Raw genomic sequence first — 17,167 nt, forward strand, 5'->3', positions numbered from 1 at the left:
GCCGCGCCGTGGCCGGGCGGAGCGTGGACTCGCCCTGGAGCCGGCGCGGACTGGTCCTGAAGCTAAGGTCGGCGATTGATCCACGTCCAACTCAGATTTTGCATGCGCTGATACCTGGAGGGCATCGTTGTTCACGCTGGCACAACTCACCAGTTTCGTGGCGGTGGCCGAGGAGCTGCACTTCACCCGGGCCGCGGAGCGGCTGCAGATGACGCAGCCCCCACTGAGCCGCCAGATCCAGCTCCTCGAACACGACCTGGGGGTACGGCTGCTCGACCGCACCAACCGGTCCGTGCGGCTCACCCCGGCGGGCCGCACCTTCCTCAACGAGGCGCGCCATATCCTGCGCCAGTCCGAGCACGCGGCGCTCGCCGTCCGGCAGGTGTCCACCGGTGAGGCCGGGGCCATCGCCATCGGGTTCACGGCGGCCGGTGCGTACTCGGCCCTCGGCACCCTGCTCGACGCCGCCCGCTCGGCCATGCCCGGAGTGGAGGTCGTGCTCCGCGAGATGGTCACCCGTGACCAGTTGGAGGCCATCACCGAGGGCTCCCTCGACCTGGGCATGATCCGCCCCGCGAACACCGGGCCCGACCTGGAGACGCGGTCCGCCGGCCGGGAGGGACTGCTCGCCGCGCTCCCCAACAGCCATCCGCTGGCCGCACGCGAGGGGGATCTGCGGGTGGCGGACTTCCACGGGGAGGAGGTGCTCATGTACTCGCCGGTCGAGGCCCGCTACTTCCACGAACTGCTCGTCAGCATCTTCCGCGCCGCCCAGGTCGTCCCCGTCTTCACCCAGTACCTCAGCCAGGTGCACAGCCTGCTGGCGATGGTCAACGCCAGCTGGGGCATCGCCCTGGTCCCGGAGGCCGCGGCCCAGATGCGGTTCGGCGGGATCACCTTCAAGCCGCTGTCCCTCGCGGAACCCGAGCCGGTCGAGCTCAATCTGGTGTGGCGCAGGACCAACGACAACCCCGCGCTGGGGGCGTTGCTGCGACATCTGTGACATGAGGGGCGATACGCACCGGGATACGCGGGAGGCCCCGGCCAGTCATGCGCGCAAGGTATCGCAGCCTACAAAAATCGACGTGGACGCGATCCGGAACCGAACCTACGGTCGACCCAGCCACCGCTGCCGTGGCTGGGGAGCCCCCGTCGGGGGCGGCCAACGGGTCGCCCGTCGAGGCGAATTCGCATGCGGCGCGTACGGGGATCAGCTCCCGCCAACTGATCGTCCGCCCCTCACCCGGTCCACAGTTCAAAGGGGAACTGACTTGCCTCTCGTCGTAGTGGGAATCAGCGTTCTGGTCCTGCTCTTCCTCATGACCAGACTGAGAATGAACGGGTTCGCCGCCCTCCTCCTCGTGGCGGTCGGCGTCGCGCTGGTGCAGGGAATCCCGGCGGCGACGGTCCCGGACGTCCTCTCGGAGGGGATCGGCGGCCAGATCGGCGACACGATGCTGACCATCGGCCTCGGCGCCATGGTCGGCCGCGTCATGGGCGACTCCGGAGCGGCGCAACGCATAGCCGACCGGCTCCTCGAAGCCTTCGGGCCGCGCTGGGTCCAGGTCGCCATGGTGGTCACGGCCATGCTCATCGGCGTCACCATGTTCTACGAGGTCGCCTTCATCATCATCGTGCCGATCGCGTTCACCCTCGTACGCGTCACCGGGGCGAACCTGCTCTGGGTCGGACTGCCGATGTCGATCGCACTGTCCACCATGCACAGCTTCCTGCCGCCGCACCCCGGCCCCACCGCGGTCGCCGCGACCTTCCACGCCTCCGTCGGACACACCCTGTTCTACGGCCTCTTCATCGCCGTACCGGCCGGCGCGCTCATCGCCCTCGTGTGGCCGCGCCTGCCCTTCGTCAAGGCGATGAACCCGACCATCCCCAAGGGCCTCGTCAGCGAAAGGGAGTTCACGGACGAGGAGATGCCGGGCCTGGGCTGGTCGCTGCTCGTCGCCCTCTTCCCGGTGGTCCTCATCGCGGGCGCCGCGGTGACCGACATGGCCACCTCCGGCGACAGCCCCGTCCTGCACGCGGTCGCGTTCATCGGCTCGGCGCCGATCGCCCTCATGGTGACGCTGCTCCTCGCGATATGGGCCTTCGGGCCGCGCATCGGCCGCAGCCTGGCCGACGTCAGCGCCTCCTGCGCCTCGGCCGCCCAGGCGATGGCGATGATCCTCCTGGTCATCGGCGCCGGCGGTGCCTTCAAGAACGTCCTCGTCGAAGGCGGGATATCCGACTACATCAAGGACGCCACCGACCACTGGGCCATCTCGCCCCTGGTCCTCGCGTGGCTCATCGCGGTCATCCTCCGCGTCGCCCTCGGCTCGGCGACGGTTGCCGTCGTCACGGCGTCCGGCGTGGTACTTCCGCTCCTCGCGGGCAGCGGCATCCACCCCGAGATCATGGTCCTCGCCGTCTCCTGCGGGTCGATCGCCTTCTCCCACGTCAACGACCCGGGATTCTGGCTCTTCAAGGAGTACTTCAACCTCTCCGTCATCCAGGCGATCAAGGTCAGGACCACCTACACGACGGTACTCGCGGTGCTGGGCCTGGGCGGCGTACTCGCCCTTGAACGCGCTCTGGACGCGCTGAGCCTGTGACCCGCACCCACCCGCACACCTTCCGACCACGGGAACCCGCAATGACCCTGAGCAAGCAGCCGACCGTCACCGCGTTCGACGTCTACCCGGTCGCCGGCCGGGACTGCATGGAACTGAACCTCTCCGGCGCACACGGCCCCTACTTCACCCGCAACATCGTCGTCCTCAAGGACTCCGAGGGCCGCACCGGCCTGGGGGAGGTGCCGGGCGGCGAGAAGATCACCCGGACGCTGCGCGACGCCGAATCCCTCGTCGTCGGCGCGAAGGTGGGCGACTACCAGCGCGTCCTGCGCGAGATCGGAGCCCGGTTCGCCGACCGCGACGCGGGCGGACGCGGCACCCAGACCTTCGATCTGCGCACCACCGTCCACGCCGTCACCGCCGTCGAGTCGGCCCTGCTCGACCTCCTCGGCCGGCACCTCGACGTCCCCGTCGCAGCCCTCCTAGGTGACGGCCAACAGCGCGACTCGGTAAGGGTGTTGGGCTACCTCTTCTACATCGGTGACCCCGACCGCACCGACCTGGAATACGTCCGCGAACCCGACGCGGCGGCCGACTGGCACCGGATCCGGCACGAAGAGGCGCTGACACCCGAAGCGATCGTCCGCCAGGCCGAGGCCGCGTACGACCGGTACGGGTTCCGTGACTTCAAGCTCAAGGGCGGCGTCCTGGAAGGCGCCGAGGAGGTCCGGGCCGTGCGGGCGCTGAAGGACCGCTTCCCCGAGGCGAGGATCACCCTCGACCCGAACGGCGCGTGGTCCCTGCGCGAGGCGATCGACCTGTGCGCACCCCTGACCGGCACCCTCGCCTACGCCGAGGACCCCTGCGGTGCCGAGGACGGCTACTCGGGCCGGGAGATCCTCGCCGAGTTCCGCCGCGCCACGGGCCTGCCCACCGCCACCAACATGATCGCCACGGACTGGCGCCAGCTCACCCACGCGCTGGCCCTCCAGTCCGTGTCCATCCCCCTCGCCGACCCGCACTTCTGGACCATGCGGGGCTCGGTACGCGTGGCCCAGCTCTGCCACGCGATGGGCCTCACCTGGGGATGCCACTCCAACAACCACTTCGACATCTCGCTGGCCATGGTCACCCACTGCGGCGCGGCGGCCCCGGGCGAGTACAACGCTCTGGACACGCACTGGATCTGGCAGGAGGGCCTGGAGCGCCTCACCACGGCCCCGCCCCGGATCGTCGACGGGGAGATCGCCGTCCCCGACGCCCCGGGCCTGGGCGTCGAACTCGACATGGACAGGCTCCTCGCGGCCCACGACCTGTACCGGAGCAAGGCGCTCGGAGCCCGCGACGACGCCGCCGGAATGCGGTACCTCGTCCCGGACTGGCAGTTCGACAGCAAGCGCCCCTGCCTCGTCCGCTAGGGAAGTGGTCAGAGGTACCGGCTGTGATGGCGTACGGTGGTGTCTACCGACGCGGGGTGGAGCAGCTCGGTAGCTCGCTGGGCTCATAACCCAGAGGTCGCAGGTTCAAATCCTGTCCCCGCTACTGGCCATCGAGGCCCGGATCCTTTCGGATCCGGGCCTCGATGCTTTCCGTCTGCATGTTGGCCTACGCGGCCTTCACAACCTCGCCACGTATCGCAGCGGACCACTCGATGACGAGGACTTCGTACTCACGGCGCTGCGCCGCGCTCAACCGGCCACCGCTGCGCAGCATGAGGCAGCGGATCTCTTCGTTCAGATCGTCGGCGGACCGCACGGAACCAGGGCTCGGAGTGGTGGACATGTGAAGAAGCCTAGAGGGTCGGTCTGACAATCCGCGTGCGAATACCGCCGGGGCGGCGTCGGGTGTTGTCGCGCGTACGTCGCTGACCTGGGGGATCGGCAGCGGAATCACCGCCTCCGCACGAAACTGTGACCTTGGCCTCACGTAGTGTCGCGGCCGTTTCGGGCCGTTTCACGCGCTCCGCGAGGGGTAAAGGGGCGGCTACTCGCCGGGGTCCGCCGGGTCGGACCCGGCGGCCGGGGTCCTGCGGCGGGCCACCATGACGGCCAGGGTGATGACGGCCGACAGCGACACGGCGAGCCCGCCCAGGCTGGTGATCGCGCCGGAGAGCCACCGCCACGGCTGCCTGAGCCATGCGAGGCCGTCGCCGGGCGGAGACGCGACCTCGACGCGCGCCGTCAGGGGCGGCTTCTCGAGGAGCACGGTGTCGGTGTCCCGGTAGTAGGCGGTCACGGTCAGGGTCATGCTGACCGTTCCCGCCCGCTCCGCGCCCACGTCCCACAGCCACGTCGCCGAGTCGCTCTTCGACAGGACGTTCTGGCGCTCCGAGGACAGCGGCGTGCACCGTACGTGGGCGCCCGAGCAGTGCAGCTTCACGCCGATCTCGGCGCCCGCGCCGGTCGGGGAGTGGGTCTCACCGGGCCCGTCCGCGTGCCAGGTGCCCATGATCCGGGCGCGGAACTGGCGTGGCTCCCCGCCGGCCACGAGGTGCAGCGACCTGGTGTCCGTGCGGACGAGCTCACCGGTGAAGAGCTGTCGACGCGCCTGGCCGATCTCGTCGACGTAGGTCTGCTGCGGCTTGCCGCCCTTGGGTTCGTCGCTGCGGCCGAGGAACAGGAACACGCTTGAGCCCAGGACGATCAGCACGGTGAGGACGGTCCACGGGAAGCAGCCGGAGGCCAGGCCGGCGGCGGCCGCCCTCTCCGGGGGCCGAGGTTCCTGTGGTGCCGCCATGGTCCCCCGTACCTTCTGCTCGCCGATGTGTCGCCCGGCTCGCCGTGTGACGTCCTGAGCGGGGCATCCCCATGGTCACTCAACTCCCGTGCCGGGCGCTCGTGTTCGGGAAGATCCACGGTGGGACCGTGCGGGGAGGGGGAGCGGCGAGGGCCCTGACCGGGCGCCCCGCGCCTGGTGCCAAACCCCCGGAAGGTAAAGTTGATCCCGGACTGTGCCGGCCCTGACCGGGGCCGGGCGCAAGGTCAGTACCACTGTCGATCACAGAGGTGTGCTCCGCGCAGCTACGACCGTTCCCTCTCCCGTCGTCCTGCCGGCCGTGAGCCGCCCGCCCCGGAAACCGTCACCTTGAGCACCGATTCCATGCTGCGCCCCGCGCCTGCCACCCCTGCCACCGATGCGCCCCGCGCGCCGGCCCGGCCCACGCCGGCGGCCGCGTTCCACACCGTCAGCGCGGTCACGGCCGTCCTGTTCGGCCTCGTGGCCATAGGCGCCATGATCCACGAGCCGGTCCTGATACCGCCGCTGGCCGCGAGCGCCGCCCTCGTGCACAACGCCCCCACCCTGCCCCTGGCGCAGCCCCGCAGCGTCATCCTGGGACACCTTCTCGGCGCCGGAGCCGGCTACGGGGTCCTCGCGCTGACCCACAGCAGCCCCTGGGCCGCGGCGCTGGCCGGAGCCATCACGCTCGCGGCGACGATGCTCGCCCGTACCCCGCATTCGGCGGCCTGCGCGACGGCCGTGATCGTCGTGCTGCAGACGCCCGCTCCCGGGCGCTTCGTGCCGCTGCTGTTCGGCGCCACCGTGCTGCTCGTCCTGACCGGCTTCGCCGCCTCTCGCGTGCGCCGCGCGGCGCCGAAGTACCCGGCGTACTGGTGGTGATCCGCGGGGCACGCCTGGCCGGCGGCAGGCCCGGGGCGTGACAAACGAAACGGAGGGGTGTGCGCACCGGTGAGACCGGCGCGCACACCCCTCCGTCATGGCGATCAGGCCAGGTCGAACCGGTCCAGGTTCATGACCTTGTCCCACGCGGCGACGAAGTCCTTGACGAACTTCTCCTTCGCGTCATCGCTCGCGTAGACCTCCGCGACCGCGCGCAGCTCGGAGTTCGATCCGAAGACGAGGTCGGCACGGGTGCCCGTCCACTGGACCTTGCCCGAGGCGTCGCGGCCCTCGAAGGTGCTCGCGTCGTCGGCCGTCGCGCTCCACGTCGTGTCCAGGTCGAGCAGGTTGACGAAGAAGTCGTTCGTCAGCGTCCCGGGGGTCGTGGTGAGCACGCCGTGCGTCGACTGCCCGTGGTTCGCGCCCAGGACGCGCAGGCCGCCGACGAGGACGGTCAGCTCGGGCGCGCTCAGGTCGAGCAGGTTCGCCTTGTCGACGAGCAGGTACTCGGCCGGCAGGCGGTTGCCCTTGCCGAGGTAGTTGCGGAACCCGTCGGCGGACGGCTCGAGCGCGGAGAACGACTCCACGTCCGTCTGCTCCTGCGTGGCGTCCGCACGCCCCGGCGTGAAGGGCACCTGGATGTCGTGGCCCGCGTCCTTCGCGGCCTTCTCGACGCCCGCGGCACCCGCGAGCACGATCAGGTCGGCCAGCGAGATCTGCTTGCCGCCGGACTGGGCGCTGTTGAAGGTCTCGCGGATGCCTTCCAGCTTGCGCAGCACGGCCGCGAGCTCGTCGGGCTCGTTGACCTCCCAGCCGCTCTGCGGCTGGAGGCGGATGCGCGCACCGTTCGCGCCACCGCGCTTGTCGCTGTTACGGAAGGACGAGGCCGACGCCCATGCCGTGGACACGAGCTGAGACACCGTCAGGCCCGAGGCCAGGATCTGGTCCTTGAGGGCGGCGACGTCAGCGGCGTCGACGAGCGGGTGCGTCACCGCGGGCAGCGGGTCCTGCCACAGCAGCTCCTCGCTCGGTACCTCCGGGCCGAGGTAGCGCACGATCGGGCCCATGTCGCGGTGGGTCAGCTTGAACCACGCGCGGGCGAAGGCGTCCGCGAACTCGGCCGGGTTCTCGTGGAACCGGCGCGAGATCTGCTCGTAGGCCGGGTCGAACCGGAGCGAGAGGTCGGTCGTGAGCATCGTCGGGGCGTGGCTCTTCGACGCGTCGTGGGCGTCCGGTACGGAGCCGGCACCCGCGCCCTCCTTCGGCCGCCACTGGTTCGCGCCCGCGGGGCTCTTGAAGAGCTCCCACTCGTAGCCGAAGAGGATGTCGAAGAACGTGTTGTCCCAGGCGGTCGGGGTGTTCGTCCAGATCCCCTCGAGACCACTGGTGATCGCGTCGCCACCCTTGCCGGTGCCGTACGAGTTCTTCCAGCCGAGGCCCATCTCCTCGATCGAGGCGCCCTCGGGAGCCTCGCCGACGCTCTCCGCGGGGCCCGCGCCGTGGGTCTTGCCGAAGGTGTGGCCACCGGCGATGAGGGCGACCGTCTCCTCGTCGTTCATCGCCATCCGGCGGAACGTCTCACGGATGTCGCGGGCCGCGGCGAGCGGGTCCGGGTTGCCGTTCGGGCCCTCCGGGTTGACGTAGATGAGGCCCATCTGGACCGCGGCGAGCGGGTTCTCCAGCTCACGGTCGCCCGTGTAGCGCTCGTCGCCGAGCCAGGTGGTCTCGGGGCCCCAGTAGACGTCGTCGTCGGGCTCCCAGGCGTCGACGCGTCCGCCGCCGAAGCCGAACGTGTCGAAGCCCATCGTCTCCAGGGCGACATTGCCCGTGAGGATCATGAGGTCGGCCCACGAAAGGTTCTTGCCGTACTTCTTCTTCACGGGCCACAGCAGACGGCGGGCCTTGTCGAGGTTGCCGTTGTCCGGCCAGCTGTTGAGCGGCGCGAAACGCTGCTGGCCGGTGTCGGCGCCACCGCGGCCGTCGCTGATCCGGTAGGTGCCGGCGCTGTGCCACGCCATGCGGATCATGAACGGGCCGTAGTGGCCGAAGTCGGCGGGCCACCAGTCCTTCGAAGTGGTGAGCACCTCCGCGATGTCCTGCTTGACCTCGGCGAGGTCAAGGGTCTTGAACGCCGCGGCGTAGTCGAAGTCCTCGCCGAGAGGGTTGGACACGGCGGGGTTCTTGGCAAGGATCTTCAGGTTGAGCCGCTGCGGCCACCACTGGCTGTTCGCGCCGTTGCCCTGCGTGGGGTGCGGGGCGTTCCCGTGCACGACCGGGCAGCCTCCCGCGCCCTCGGTTTTTGCGTCGGTGACGATCGCGTCTTGGTTCTCGGACATTGGAAATCCTTCCGGACGGGGCGAATCACACTGCTCAGGAACTGCGGTGGGTCAGCGGCAGAACGGCTGCGGGTCGACAGTAAGGCTCAGAGCGAGGCGAAGGGGTGCGCGCTCAGCCGTGGCGAGCGCGTGGAGGGCCTCACACGGCGTGCGGGGAGCAACGACCTACGCGCGATCGCGCGCCCCTCGGAGGTGATCAAACGTCCGTCTCCTGCCGCACTGGAGTCTTCCTGTCCCTTGGCTATCGCCGTAACCGATCCTACGATGGACAGAGTCCAAGTCAAGAAGTGCACCAAGCCCATTTCCCATGGGTCCGGTTACGTACCGGTCAACCCCGGGTATCCCACCGAACCTGAATAGGTGAACCTATGAGTGGCCTGCTGGAGCGACTGCGAGGGCGTGGCTGGCGGATGACCTCTCAGCGGCGCGTCGTTGCGGAGGTTCTCGATGGTGATCATGTGCATCTCACGGCCGACGAGGTGCATGCCCGCGCGGCCGAGCGCCTGCCCGAGATCTCCCGGGCGACGGTGTACAACGCCCTGGGGGAACTGGTCGCCCTGGGCGAGGTCGTAGAGGTCGCCACCGACGGCCGCGCCAAGCGCTACGACCCGAACGCGCACCGGCCGCACCAGCACTTGGTGTGCTCCAACTGCGGAATCATCCGCGACGTCCATCCGACGGGAGACCCGCTGTCCGTCCTGCCCGCGGAGGAGCGGTTCGGCTTCAGCGTGTCCAAGGCCGAGGTCACCTACAGGGGGATCTGCCCGTCCTGCACCTGAGGCAGCGCCCACTCAGGCCCGGGCCGGGCGGTCATCCAGGACACGGTGGCGAAGAGCGGACCCAGGACGGTGGCGGGGCCCTCTCCCGGCATCGGGCCCGCGAGAGGGGTCATGCCCTGGTCGGGAGCCGCGCCCTCGTCCGGAGCCGCGCCCTTGTCCGGGGTCAGGCCCTCTTCGGGTGCGGCGTTCCCCGCGGTCGCCGCGCCCTCGTCCGCCGTCCCGGTCCCGGCAGGGGTGGGGCCGCCGCCGGGAGTGGGGCCCACCGCGAAGGGGGCGCTGTAGGCGCGCGCGCCCGTGTCCCGGGTCGTGACCTCGATGGAGTAGTCGGCGCCGTCCGGCACCGGGGGCACCGCCGCGACCAGCTCGGCACTCGGCTTACTGCTCGCCTTCGAGGCCAGCTTGAACATGCGCTGCCCGCCGCTCGCCCCGCCGCCCTGCACCAGCCAGATGTCGACCTCCTGACCAGTGGTGTTGTGCCACCCGACGAACAGACTGCTGTCCACGGGATGCACGGAGTCGGCGGCCGGAGAGGTGACGGTGACCGGGGTGTCCGAAGCGTCGGACACCGCGGGGGACGCGGCGCCGATGCAGCACAGAAGCGCTGAGGCGGTGACGGGTAGAACCTTGGTGCGAAGCATGGGACGACGACCTCGTTCCGGGTGTGGGAGGTGTACGGCCATACCCCTCCCACATGTCCTCCGCGCCGAAGAGGGGCCCCGGCAAGCTTCACCCCATGGGGTGCCGCGTCCGCCCGGCGGGCCCGTGTCGTGGTCCCGTGCAGGTCGGTGCGCTTTGTTTCAGTGAGCGCCATGTCGGACGCACACGCCGAGGGGCGGCATGCCGGGGGCGGGCACATGGAGGAGCAGGCCAGGGCGATCGACGGCAAAGGGGGGCCCGGTCACACGGTCCTGATCGCGCTGGCCCTCGCCGTGCCGGTCACCAAGGTCGCCTACACCGTCGGGGGCGGCGGCGCCGTCCGCGACGTGTTCGTCGGGATGGAACTGTCGAACTGGCCCGACGTCCTGATCGGCATGGTCCTCACCGACCCGCTGCTGGCGTCGGTCCTCGCGGTGGTCGTCTCCCGGGTGGTGTTCGCGCTCTTCGCGGCCCGTGGGTCGGTGCCGACGGGAGGGGGTGTGGCGAAGGCCGCGCGGCGGACAGCCATGACCGTCGTCAACCCGGTCGCCGTCGGCGTGATCGACGCGTGCTTCTTCGGGCCCTGGTGGGGTATCGGCACCGGCCTTGCGGCGTACGCGCTCCGCAAGGGCGTCGTCGTCGAGTACCGGACGGGCCGCCGCCGCTCGCACCACGGCACCGGTCACCCGGCGAACGGCTACCGGCCGCCGTCCTGGTTGCGCCGGGCCGCGGCCGTCGAGCAGTGGGTGGCGCTCGCCCTCACCGTCGTCGCCCTGCCGCTGCTCGCCTTCACCTCGGCGCTCGACGGCAAGGCGTGGACGTCGGTCGTGGACTGCCAGGTCACGGAAGGCACACACAGCACGCACAACCGCCTGATCGAACTCGGCCGTAAGGGCAACGGCGTCGTGGGCTGGAACCTCGACACGGAGCAGGTCTCCAACGGCCTGGGCTGCACGAGCGACGAGAGCCTGTACGTGCGTGAGCCGTGGTGGCGTCGCTGAGCGGACGCGACCGCGCATGAAGCGGCCGAACCGAGCTCCGCCGTCGGGACGTTGTCCTCCAGACCCTGATCACCGGCGGGGACGCCGTGTCGCCCCGGGTGGCGAAGCCCACACCTTCCGGCCGGCCCGCCCCGTCGTCAGCCGCGTCCCGCCCGCGCGTGCCCCTGCGGCGGTGCGAGCGGTTCGGCCACTCCTGGGGTGAAGAACCGTTCGTCGACCATGTCCAGGGCGATCCGCACGGCCCCGAGCACGACGGCCTCGCGGTCCAGGGCGGACGCCACGATGCGCGGCACCCGGATGCAGACCCGTTCCAGCTCCTCGGTGATGTGTCCGAGCACGATGTCGGCGGAGCGTGAGATGCCGCCGCCGAGGACGACGAGCTGCGGATCGAACGTGAGGCACAGCGCCACGATGCCCTGGGCGAGCGCCGTCGAGAACCGTTCGACGGCCGCCTGCGCCAGCGGGTCGCCCGCCCGGGCGCGGGTGAACACACGCTCGGCGACTTCCTCCGGGGCGATGCCCGCTCCGAGGCCGGGCAGGCTGATGAGGTGCATCGGGGCCTCGGCCCAGCCCAGGGCGCTCATCGCCCCGATCTCGCCCGCGGCGCCGCTGTATCCGCGCAGGGGCTTGCCGTTGACGAGGACTCCGGTGCCGGTGCGCAGACCGGCGTGGATGTAGACCAGGTCGTCGGTTCCCTGAGCGGCGCCCTGCCAGCGTTCGGCGAGGGCGGCGGCGCGGCAGTCGTTCTCCACGTGGAGCGCGCAGGGGAGGGTGTCGGCGAAGGCCGCGCCGAGGTCGAGGCCCGACCATTCGGGCAGGGCGACCGACTTGACGACCCGGCCGGCGTGGTCGACCACTCCTGTCGTGGCGAGGCCGACGCTCCACAGGTCGGCGGGTTCGATGCCGGCGTCCCGGGCCGCGTTCGCGATGGCGGTGCGGGTCGCGGCCAGTCGGGCGTCGGCTCCGTCGCCGGGGGAGACGGTGATCCTCGACTGTGCGCGGAGAGTGCCGGCGAGGTCGGAGATCGCGGCGGAGACGCTGTGCGCGCCGATGTCGATGCCGGCGACGTGACCGGCCTCGCTGCGGAACCGGAAGAGCCGTGCCGGACGCCCCACCGAGCGCACGGTGTCCGTGCCGGTGTCGTCGGCGGCCGTGTCGATCCAGCCGGTCCCGGTGAGTTCGTCGACCACCGTCTGCGCGACGGGGCGGGAGAGTCCGGACCGGGCGGCGAGTGGTGTCAGCGCGAGCGGACCGGCGGAGCGCAGGGTGCTGAGCACCGTCAGGGCGCGTATCCGCCGGAGCAGTACCGGGTCGGCCCCCTTGATCGTCACCGCGAGCTCATTCATCCCACACCCCTGACCCAGATTTCTCGTTCGTGCGAAGCAATATTAGTGCCGCAGGCCCACCGCGTGGTCGTCCCCTGATCGCCTTCTGCCTCTCCTCGTGATCGCGTTCTTGGCCGTGCGGCCAAGAAGATATCGGGCGAACTCTATCAACTAGCGCTATTTCCAAGCCTGTTCGTCTGATGTGCGAGCCCTTCCTCTTGACGACGGTCCCTCAATTATTAATCATCCCCGTATTAATTATTGGGCCACCGTGGAGGGGATGGTGCGGACAGTGCCGTTGGGGCCGGCAGAACCGGTGACGCTCGTCGTGGCCGGCGCGGGAATGCGCGGGATGATCTACGCCCGACGCGCCGTGCTCGAAGGGCGTGCGCGGATCGTCGCGCTCGCCGAGCCACGCGCCGACATACGTGAGGCGGCGGCAGCGGAGTTCGGCATCGACCCGTCCCGGGTGTTCGCCGACTGGCGCGAGCTGGCCGCCGCGGGACGCCTCGCCGACGCGGCCGTCGTGGCCACCCAGGACTCGATGCACACCGAACCCGCCGTCGTCTTCGCCGAGTTGGGCTACCACCTCGTACTCGAGAAGCCGATGGCGCCGACCGAGGAGGAGAGCGCGCGGATCGTCGCGGCGGCGGAGAAGGCCGGCGTGATGCTCGCGGTCTGCCACGTGCTGCGCTACACCCCCTACACCCGGGCCCTCAAGGCGCTCATCGACTCGGGCCGCATCGGCACGATCGCCAGCATCGAGCACCTGGAACCGGTGGGCTGGTGGCACCAGGCGCATTCCTTCGTACGCGGCAACTGGCGCAGCGAGGCCGAGTCCTCGTCCATGCTGCTCCAAAAATCGTGCCACGACATCGACTGGCTGATCCATCTCATGGGTCAAGTCCCCACCCGTGTTGCCTCGTTCGGCTCGCTGCTGCACTTCAGGCCGGAGAACAAGCCGGACGGCGCGGCCGACAACTGCCTCGACTGCGGCGTCGAAGCCGGCTGCCCGTACTCCGCGAAGCGCATCTACACCGGCTTCCTCGACCACCCGGACACCCGCCACTGGCCGCTGTCCGTCGTCACCACCGACCACACCGAGGAGGGCGTGCTCGCGGCACTGCGCACCAGCCCCTACGGAGCATGTGTCTACTCGGGCGGCAACGACGTCGTCGACCACCAGGTGGTGACCATGGAGTTCGCCACCGGCGGCACCGTGTCGTTCACCATGACCGCGTTCACCGCCGCCGACCACCGCAAGACGCGGATCTTCGGCACCCACGGCTCGGTGGAGGGTGACGGAGTCAGGCTGCGGGTGCACGACTTCACGACCGACACCGTCGAGACCATCGACACCGGGAGCGGCGAGGACGGCACGGCCGCCGCCGGGCACGGCGGCGGTGACGAGATGCTCCTGGACGCGTTCGTCGAAGCGGTCCGCACCGGCGACCGCTCCCTGATCCTCACCGACGCACGCGACAGCCTCGCCTCCCACCAGGTCGTGTGGGCGGCCGAACGGGCCAGGAAGACCGCCCGGGTGGTCGCCCTGTGACCGGCCCACCCACCGCGCACCACCACAGCTCCGCACCACCACAAGCCCCGCACCGTCGCAGCACCCGTCCATCCACCGTCATCCAGCAGGAGGATTCCCACGATGCATGCCATCCGCCGCACGACAGCCCGGACCGCACTGGCAGCGGCCATCGCGACAGTGATGTTCGCGGCCGGCTGCGGGCAGAAGATCGACGGTGACAAGAAGACGGGCCAGGCCGGCGGCAAGGGCGCGGACATCGGCGCGGCGGCGAAGTCCGAGAAGCGGGTCGACTACTGGTCCACCTGGGGCGAGAGCGAGCCGCAGGCCAAGATATTCAAGGCCCGCGCCACGGCCTTCACCAAGGCGACCGGCATCGCCGTCAACATCAAGTACCTGGGCCGCAGCGGCAACAAGGTCCTGCCGCAGGCCATCACCTCGGGCAACGGCCCCGACCTCTTCGACGGGGGCAGCGACCACATCGCCGCCGACGAGGCGCAGCATCTGACGCAGAGCGTGGACGGCGTCCTGAAGCTCCCCGTGCCCGGCGAGAACGGCAAGAGCGTGTCCGACGTCCTGCCGGCGAACGTCCTCAAGTCCGCCCAGGACAAGGACGGCCGGCTGATCGTCGTCCCGCACACCCTGATCTCCACCGCGATCTGGTACGACAAGGCCCGCACCCCTGCCATCGCCAAGGACAAGCCCAAGACGTGGAGTGACTTCCTCGCCCTCCTCGACAAGGAGAAGGCCGCGGGTAAGACCCCGATCGCGCAGGACGGCCTCGTCAACTCGTACAACGTCTACTGGTTCTACTGGCTGATGATGCGGCACGGCGGGCCCGGCAGCCTCGTCGGGCTCAGCACCGACGCCAAGAACTGGGACAGCCCGGCCGTCCTGAAGGCGGCGAAGGACGTGGCGCGGCTCGCCAAGGGCGGCTACTTCCAGTCCGGCTACATGGGCACCAAGTACCCGGCCGCGCAGAACGACTGGGCGCAGGGCAAGGGCGCCCTGAACATCAACGGCACCTGGCTGGCCGCCGAGACCAAGCCGCAGGCCCCGGCCGACGCCGCCCCCGACAGCTTCCCCTTCCCGGCCGTCCCCGGCGGCCACGACTCCGTCGAGATCGGCTCGCTCGGCTGGGAGCTCAGCGCCAAGGCCAAGCACCCCAACGCCGCCAAGCTCTTCCTGAGCTACCTCGTGCAGAAGGCCGTTAGCGAGCAGATCAGCCGCACCGCCCTCAACATCCCCGCCCGCCAGGACACCCCCGCCCCCGTCGCCCTCAAGTCCGCGCAAGCGGCGATGGTGTCCGCGAAGGAGACCAACACGACGTACGACGGCGCCACCGCGAACAGCGCCTGGTGGAACAACGTGCTGCTGCCGCTCGACGACAAGCTGCTCGGCGGGAAGATCAGCCCCTCGGCGTTCGTGGCCGAGGGCAGGAAGAAGACCGCTGATGCTCTCGCCAACGGCTGAGCGCACGGCCCCCGTCGCGGACCGGGCGGGTGCGGCGACGCGTCCCGCCCGGCGCCGCGGCACGAGCGAGGGCCCCGCCGACCGCGCCTACCGCCGGTTCATGTTCCCCGCCGCGCTCGTCTACACCGCCGGCTTCGTGCTGCCCTCGGTCTACGGCGTGGTGCTCAGCTTCATGAAGTGGTCGGGGCCCGGCACCGAACAGAAGTGGGTCGGCTGGCACAACTACGTGCGCGTCTTCCGCGACGACACCGTCCGCCAGGCGTTCGGCAACACCCTCGTCATCGTCGTGGTGGGCGGGGCCGGTGTGTTCGCGCTCGCGTTCTGCGCCATGGCCGTGCTGCGGGAGATGCGCGGTCGCGCGTTCGTGCGCGCCGCCGTCTACCTCCCCTCGATCATCTCCATGATCGCCATCGGCACGTCGCTCGGCTTCCTGCTCAACCCGGACGGGGTCGTCAACCGCCTCCTGCGCTTCGTGGGCCTGCACACCCTCGAGCGGTCCTGGCTGGAACCGCAGCACATCTTCGGCTGCATCGTGCTCGGCGTCATCTGGATGACCAGCGGAACGTACATCGTGCTCCTCATGACGTCCGTCGACGGCATCCCTCAACACCTCTACGAGGAAGCCAAGTTGACGGGTCTGACGCGCCTGCAGCAGTTCCGTCACATCACCTTTCCGCTCAGCCGGGACATGATCTCGATCGCGGCGGTGCTGTGGACGGTGAACAGCCTGCGCACCTTCGACATCGTCATCGGCTTCACCGGCACGGCGGGCACCCCGACCCCCGAGGCACGCACCTACGCGGTGCAGCAGTGGATGACGACCAACTCCCAGGTGGGCATCCCCGAACTCGGCTACGGCTCGGCGATGGCGACGCTGCTGACCGTGCTCACCATCGTGCTCCTCGTCCTTGTCAGGCGGATGAGCCGGAGCGAACGGCTGGAGATCTCATGAGGACCGTCGGCCGCTACTTCGGCGACATCGCGATCCCGCGCGCCATCAAGGCCGTGCTGTGGGTGTTCGTCGCGTTCAACCTGGTCATCCTGGGCTGGACACTGCTCAGTTCCTTCCGCGGCTCGCGCTCGCTGTGGACCGACCCCCTCGGCGCGGACGGCCTGAACGTGGGCGGCTACGCACGCGCCTGGCACGCGGGCGACTTCGCCGGCATGGCACTCAACAGCGCCCTGACCACCGCCGCTTCCGTGGCCGGCATCATGGCGCTCTCCGCGCCCGCCGCCTACGCGCTGGCCCGCTCCCGGCGCCGCAGCGCGGCCCCCGTCGTCACGTACTTCGCCGCCGGGCTCGCCCTGCCGGTCCAGGCGGTGCTGATCCCTTACCAGACACTGTCGATCAAGCTCAGCCAGTTCATGGTCGACTGGGTCACCGGCTGGTGGGACGCGCGGATCTCGCTCGTGATCTGCAACGTCGCCCTGTCGCTGCCGTTCGCCGTCTTCGTCCTGACCGGCTACTTCAGGTCGCTGCCGACCGAGCTCGAAGAGGCCGCGGCGCTCGACGGCGCCGGGTCCCTGCGCACGTTCCTCCAGGTGATGGTGCCCGTGGCCCGGCCGGGTCTGACGATCGTCGCCGTACTGAACGTCATCGGGATCTGGAACGAGCTGCTGCTCGTGATGGTCCTGATCGACGACCCGAAGAAGCAGACACTGCCCGCGGGACTCAGCCAGCTGAGCAGCACCATGCAGTACACCTCGGACTGGGGCGGCCTGTTCGCGGGTGTGGTCATCCTCGTCGCCCCGATGATCCTCCTGTTCTTCTGGTTCGGCCGGAAGATCATGGACGGGATGACGCTCGGCATCTCGAAGTAGGCCTCCGTACCCCTCGCTGTCCGCACCTCTGTCCGCACAACTCCCGCCGGCCGCCCGGTCGGCGGCGCAGAGCG

General features: G+C 70.0%; 15 protein-coding genes and 1 tRNA gene. 11 read left to right on the plus strand and 5 right to left on the minus strand.

What is annotated here, in order from left to right; translation table 11 throughout:
• Window positions 1–127 precede the first annotated feature (127 nt).
• The 4 genes from EOT10_RS06155 (at window position 128) to EOT10_RS06170 (ending at window position 4,112) form a co-directional block, all read left to right on the plus strand.
• Window positions 128–1,003 (plus strand): LysR substrate-binding domain-containing protein, encoded by an 876-nt coding sequence (locus EOT10_RS06155; RefSeq protein WP_127827022.1) that lies wholly within the window; start codon window positions 128–130, stop codon window positions 1,001–1,003.
• 268 nt (window positions 1,004–1,271) lie between these two features.
• Window positions 1,272–2,609 carry a gluconate:H+ symporter gene (locus tag EOT10_RS06160; RefSeq protein ID WP_127827023.1) on the plus strand — a complete coding sequence of 446 codons (1,338 nt, stop codon included), beginning with the start codon at window positions 1,272–1,274 and terminating at the stop codon, window positions 2,607–2,609.
• A 41-nt stretch (window positions 2,610–2,650) separates the two neighbouring features.
• Window positions 2,651–3,988 (plus strand): enolase C-terminal domain-like protein, encoded by a 1,338-nt coding sequence (locus EOT10_RS06165; protein WP_127827024.1) that lies wholly within the window; start codon window positions 2,651–2,653, stop codon window positions 3,986–3,988.
• 50 nt (window positions 3,989–4,038) lie between these two features.
• Window positions 4,039–4,112, plus strand: a tRNA-Met gene (locus EOT10_RS06170).
• 63 nt (window positions 4,113–4,175) lie between these two features.
• Here the strand turns inward: EOT10_RS06170 and EOT10_RS41180 are convergent.
• Both EOT10_RS41180 and EOT10_RS06175 read right to left on the minus strand, forming a co-directional pair.
• On the minus strand, window positions 4,176–4,352 hold the full coding sequence (locus EOT10_RS41180) for a hypothetical protein (RefSeq protein ID WP_189491255.1): 177 nt from the start codon (window positions 4,350–4,352) through the stop codon (window positions 4,176–4,178).
• 201 nt (window positions 4,353–4,553) lie between these two features.
• Window positions 4,554–5,306 carry a hypothetical protein gene (locus EOT10_RS06175; RefSeq protein ID WP_127827025.1) on the minus strand — a complete coding sequence of 251 codons (753 nt, stop codon included), beginning with the start codon at window positions 5,304–5,306 and terminating at the stop codon, window positions 4,554–4,556.
• 348 nt (window positions 5,307–5,654) lie between these two features.
• Between EOT10_RS06175 and EOT10_RS06180 the strand changes: the two genes are divergently transcribed.
• Entirely contained in the window at window positions 5,655–6,188 is a 534-nt protein-coding gene (locus EOT10_RS06180; protein WP_223280831.1) for an HPP family protein, read from the plus strand.
• A gap of 104 nt (window positions 6,189–6,292) precedes the next feature.
• Here the strand turns inward: EOT10_RS06180 and katG are convergent, their stop codons facing one another.
• On the minus strand, window positions 6,293–8,524 hold the full coding sequence (gene katG, locus EOT10_RS06185; protein ID WP_127827026.1) for a catalase/peroxidase HPI: 2,232 nt from the start codon (window positions 8,522–8,524) through the stop codon (window positions 6,293–6,295).
• 368 nt (window positions 8,525–8,892) lie between these two features.
• Between katG and EOT10_RS06190 the strand changes: the two genes are divergently transcribed.
• Window positions 8,893–9,303: a Fur family transcriptional regulator gene (locus EOT10_RS06190; RefSeq protein WP_127827027.1), complete on the plus strand. Its 411-nt coding sequence runs from the start codon at window positions 8,893–8,895 to the stop codon at window positions 9,301–9,303.
• Here EOT10_RS06190 and EOT10_RS06195 read toward each other — a convergent pair.
• On the minus strand, window positions 9,273–9,941 hold the full coding sequence (locus tag EOT10_RS06195; RefSeq protein ID WP_127827028.1) for a Ser-Thr-rich GPI-anchored membrane family protein: 669 nt from the start codon (window positions 9,939–9,941) through the stop codon (window positions 9,273–9,275). The two genes, EOT10_RS06190 and EOT10_RS06195, sit on opposite strands and share 31 nt — an antisense overlap.
• A gap of 171 nt (window positions 9,942–10,112) precedes the next feature.
• Between EOT10_RS06195 and EOT10_RS06200 the strand changes: the two genes are divergently transcribed.
• On the plus strand, window positions 10,113–10,940 hold the full coding sequence (locus tag EOT10_RS06200) for a hypothetical protein (protein ID WP_127827029.1): 828 nt from the start codon (window positions 10,113–10,115) through the stop codon (window positions 10,938–10,940).
• 137 nt (window positions 10,941–11,077) lie between these two features.
• On the opposite strand, the gene EOT10_RS06205 is transcribed toward EOT10_RS06200, so the two are convergent.
• Window positions 11,078–12,286, minus strand: coding sequence for an ROK family protein (locus EOT10_RS06205; RefSeq protein ID WP_127827030.1), 1,209 nt, complete (start codon window positions 12,284–12,286; stop codon window positions 11,078–11,080).
• A 259-nt stretch (window positions 12,287–12,545) separates the two neighbouring features.
• Here EOT10_RS06205 and EOT10_RS06210 point away from each other — a divergent pair, with 259 nt between their 5' ends.
• The 4 genes from EOT10_RS06210 (at window position 12,546) to EOT10_RS06225 (ending at window position 17,093) form a co-directional block, all read left to right on the plus strand.
• Window positions 12,546–13,820, plus strand: coding sequence for a Gfo/Idh/MocA family protein (locus tag EOT10_RS06210; RefSeq protein ID WP_127827031.1), 1,275 nt, complete (start codon window positions 12,546–12,548; stop codon window positions 13,818–13,820).
• A 102-nt stretch (window positions 13,821–13,922) separates the two neighbouring features.
• On the plus strand, window positions 13,923–15,272 hold the full coding sequence (locus EOT10_RS06215) for an ABC transporter substrate-binding protein (RefSeq protein ID WP_127827032.1): 1,350 nt from the start codon (window positions 13,923–13,925) through the stop codon (window positions 15,270–15,272).
• Complete coding sequence (locus tag EOT10_RS06220; RefSeq protein ID WP_127827033.1) at window positions 15,253–16,224, plus strand: carbohydrate ABC transporter permease; 972 nt, start codon at window positions 15,253–15,255, stop codon at window positions 16,222–16,224. Before EOT10_RS06215 ends, EOT10_RS06220 begins: the two co-directional genes overlap by 20 nt.
• Window positions 16,221–17,093, plus strand: a complete 873-nt coding sequence (locus tag EOT10_RS06225) for a carbohydrate ABC transporter permease (protein ID WP_127827034.1) — start codon at window positions 16,221–16,223, stop codon at window positions 17,091–17,093. Before EOT10_RS06220 ends, EOT10_RS06225 begins: the two co-directional genes overlap by 4 nt.
• Window positions 17,094–17,167: the final 74 nt, after the last annotated feature.

It is taken from the genome of Streptomyces antnestii (genome assembly GCF_004005495.1).
In the GTDB taxonomy this organism is placed as follows: Bacteria; Actinomycetota; Actinomycetes; order Streptomycetales; family Streptomycetaceae; genus Streptomyces; species Streptomyces antnestii.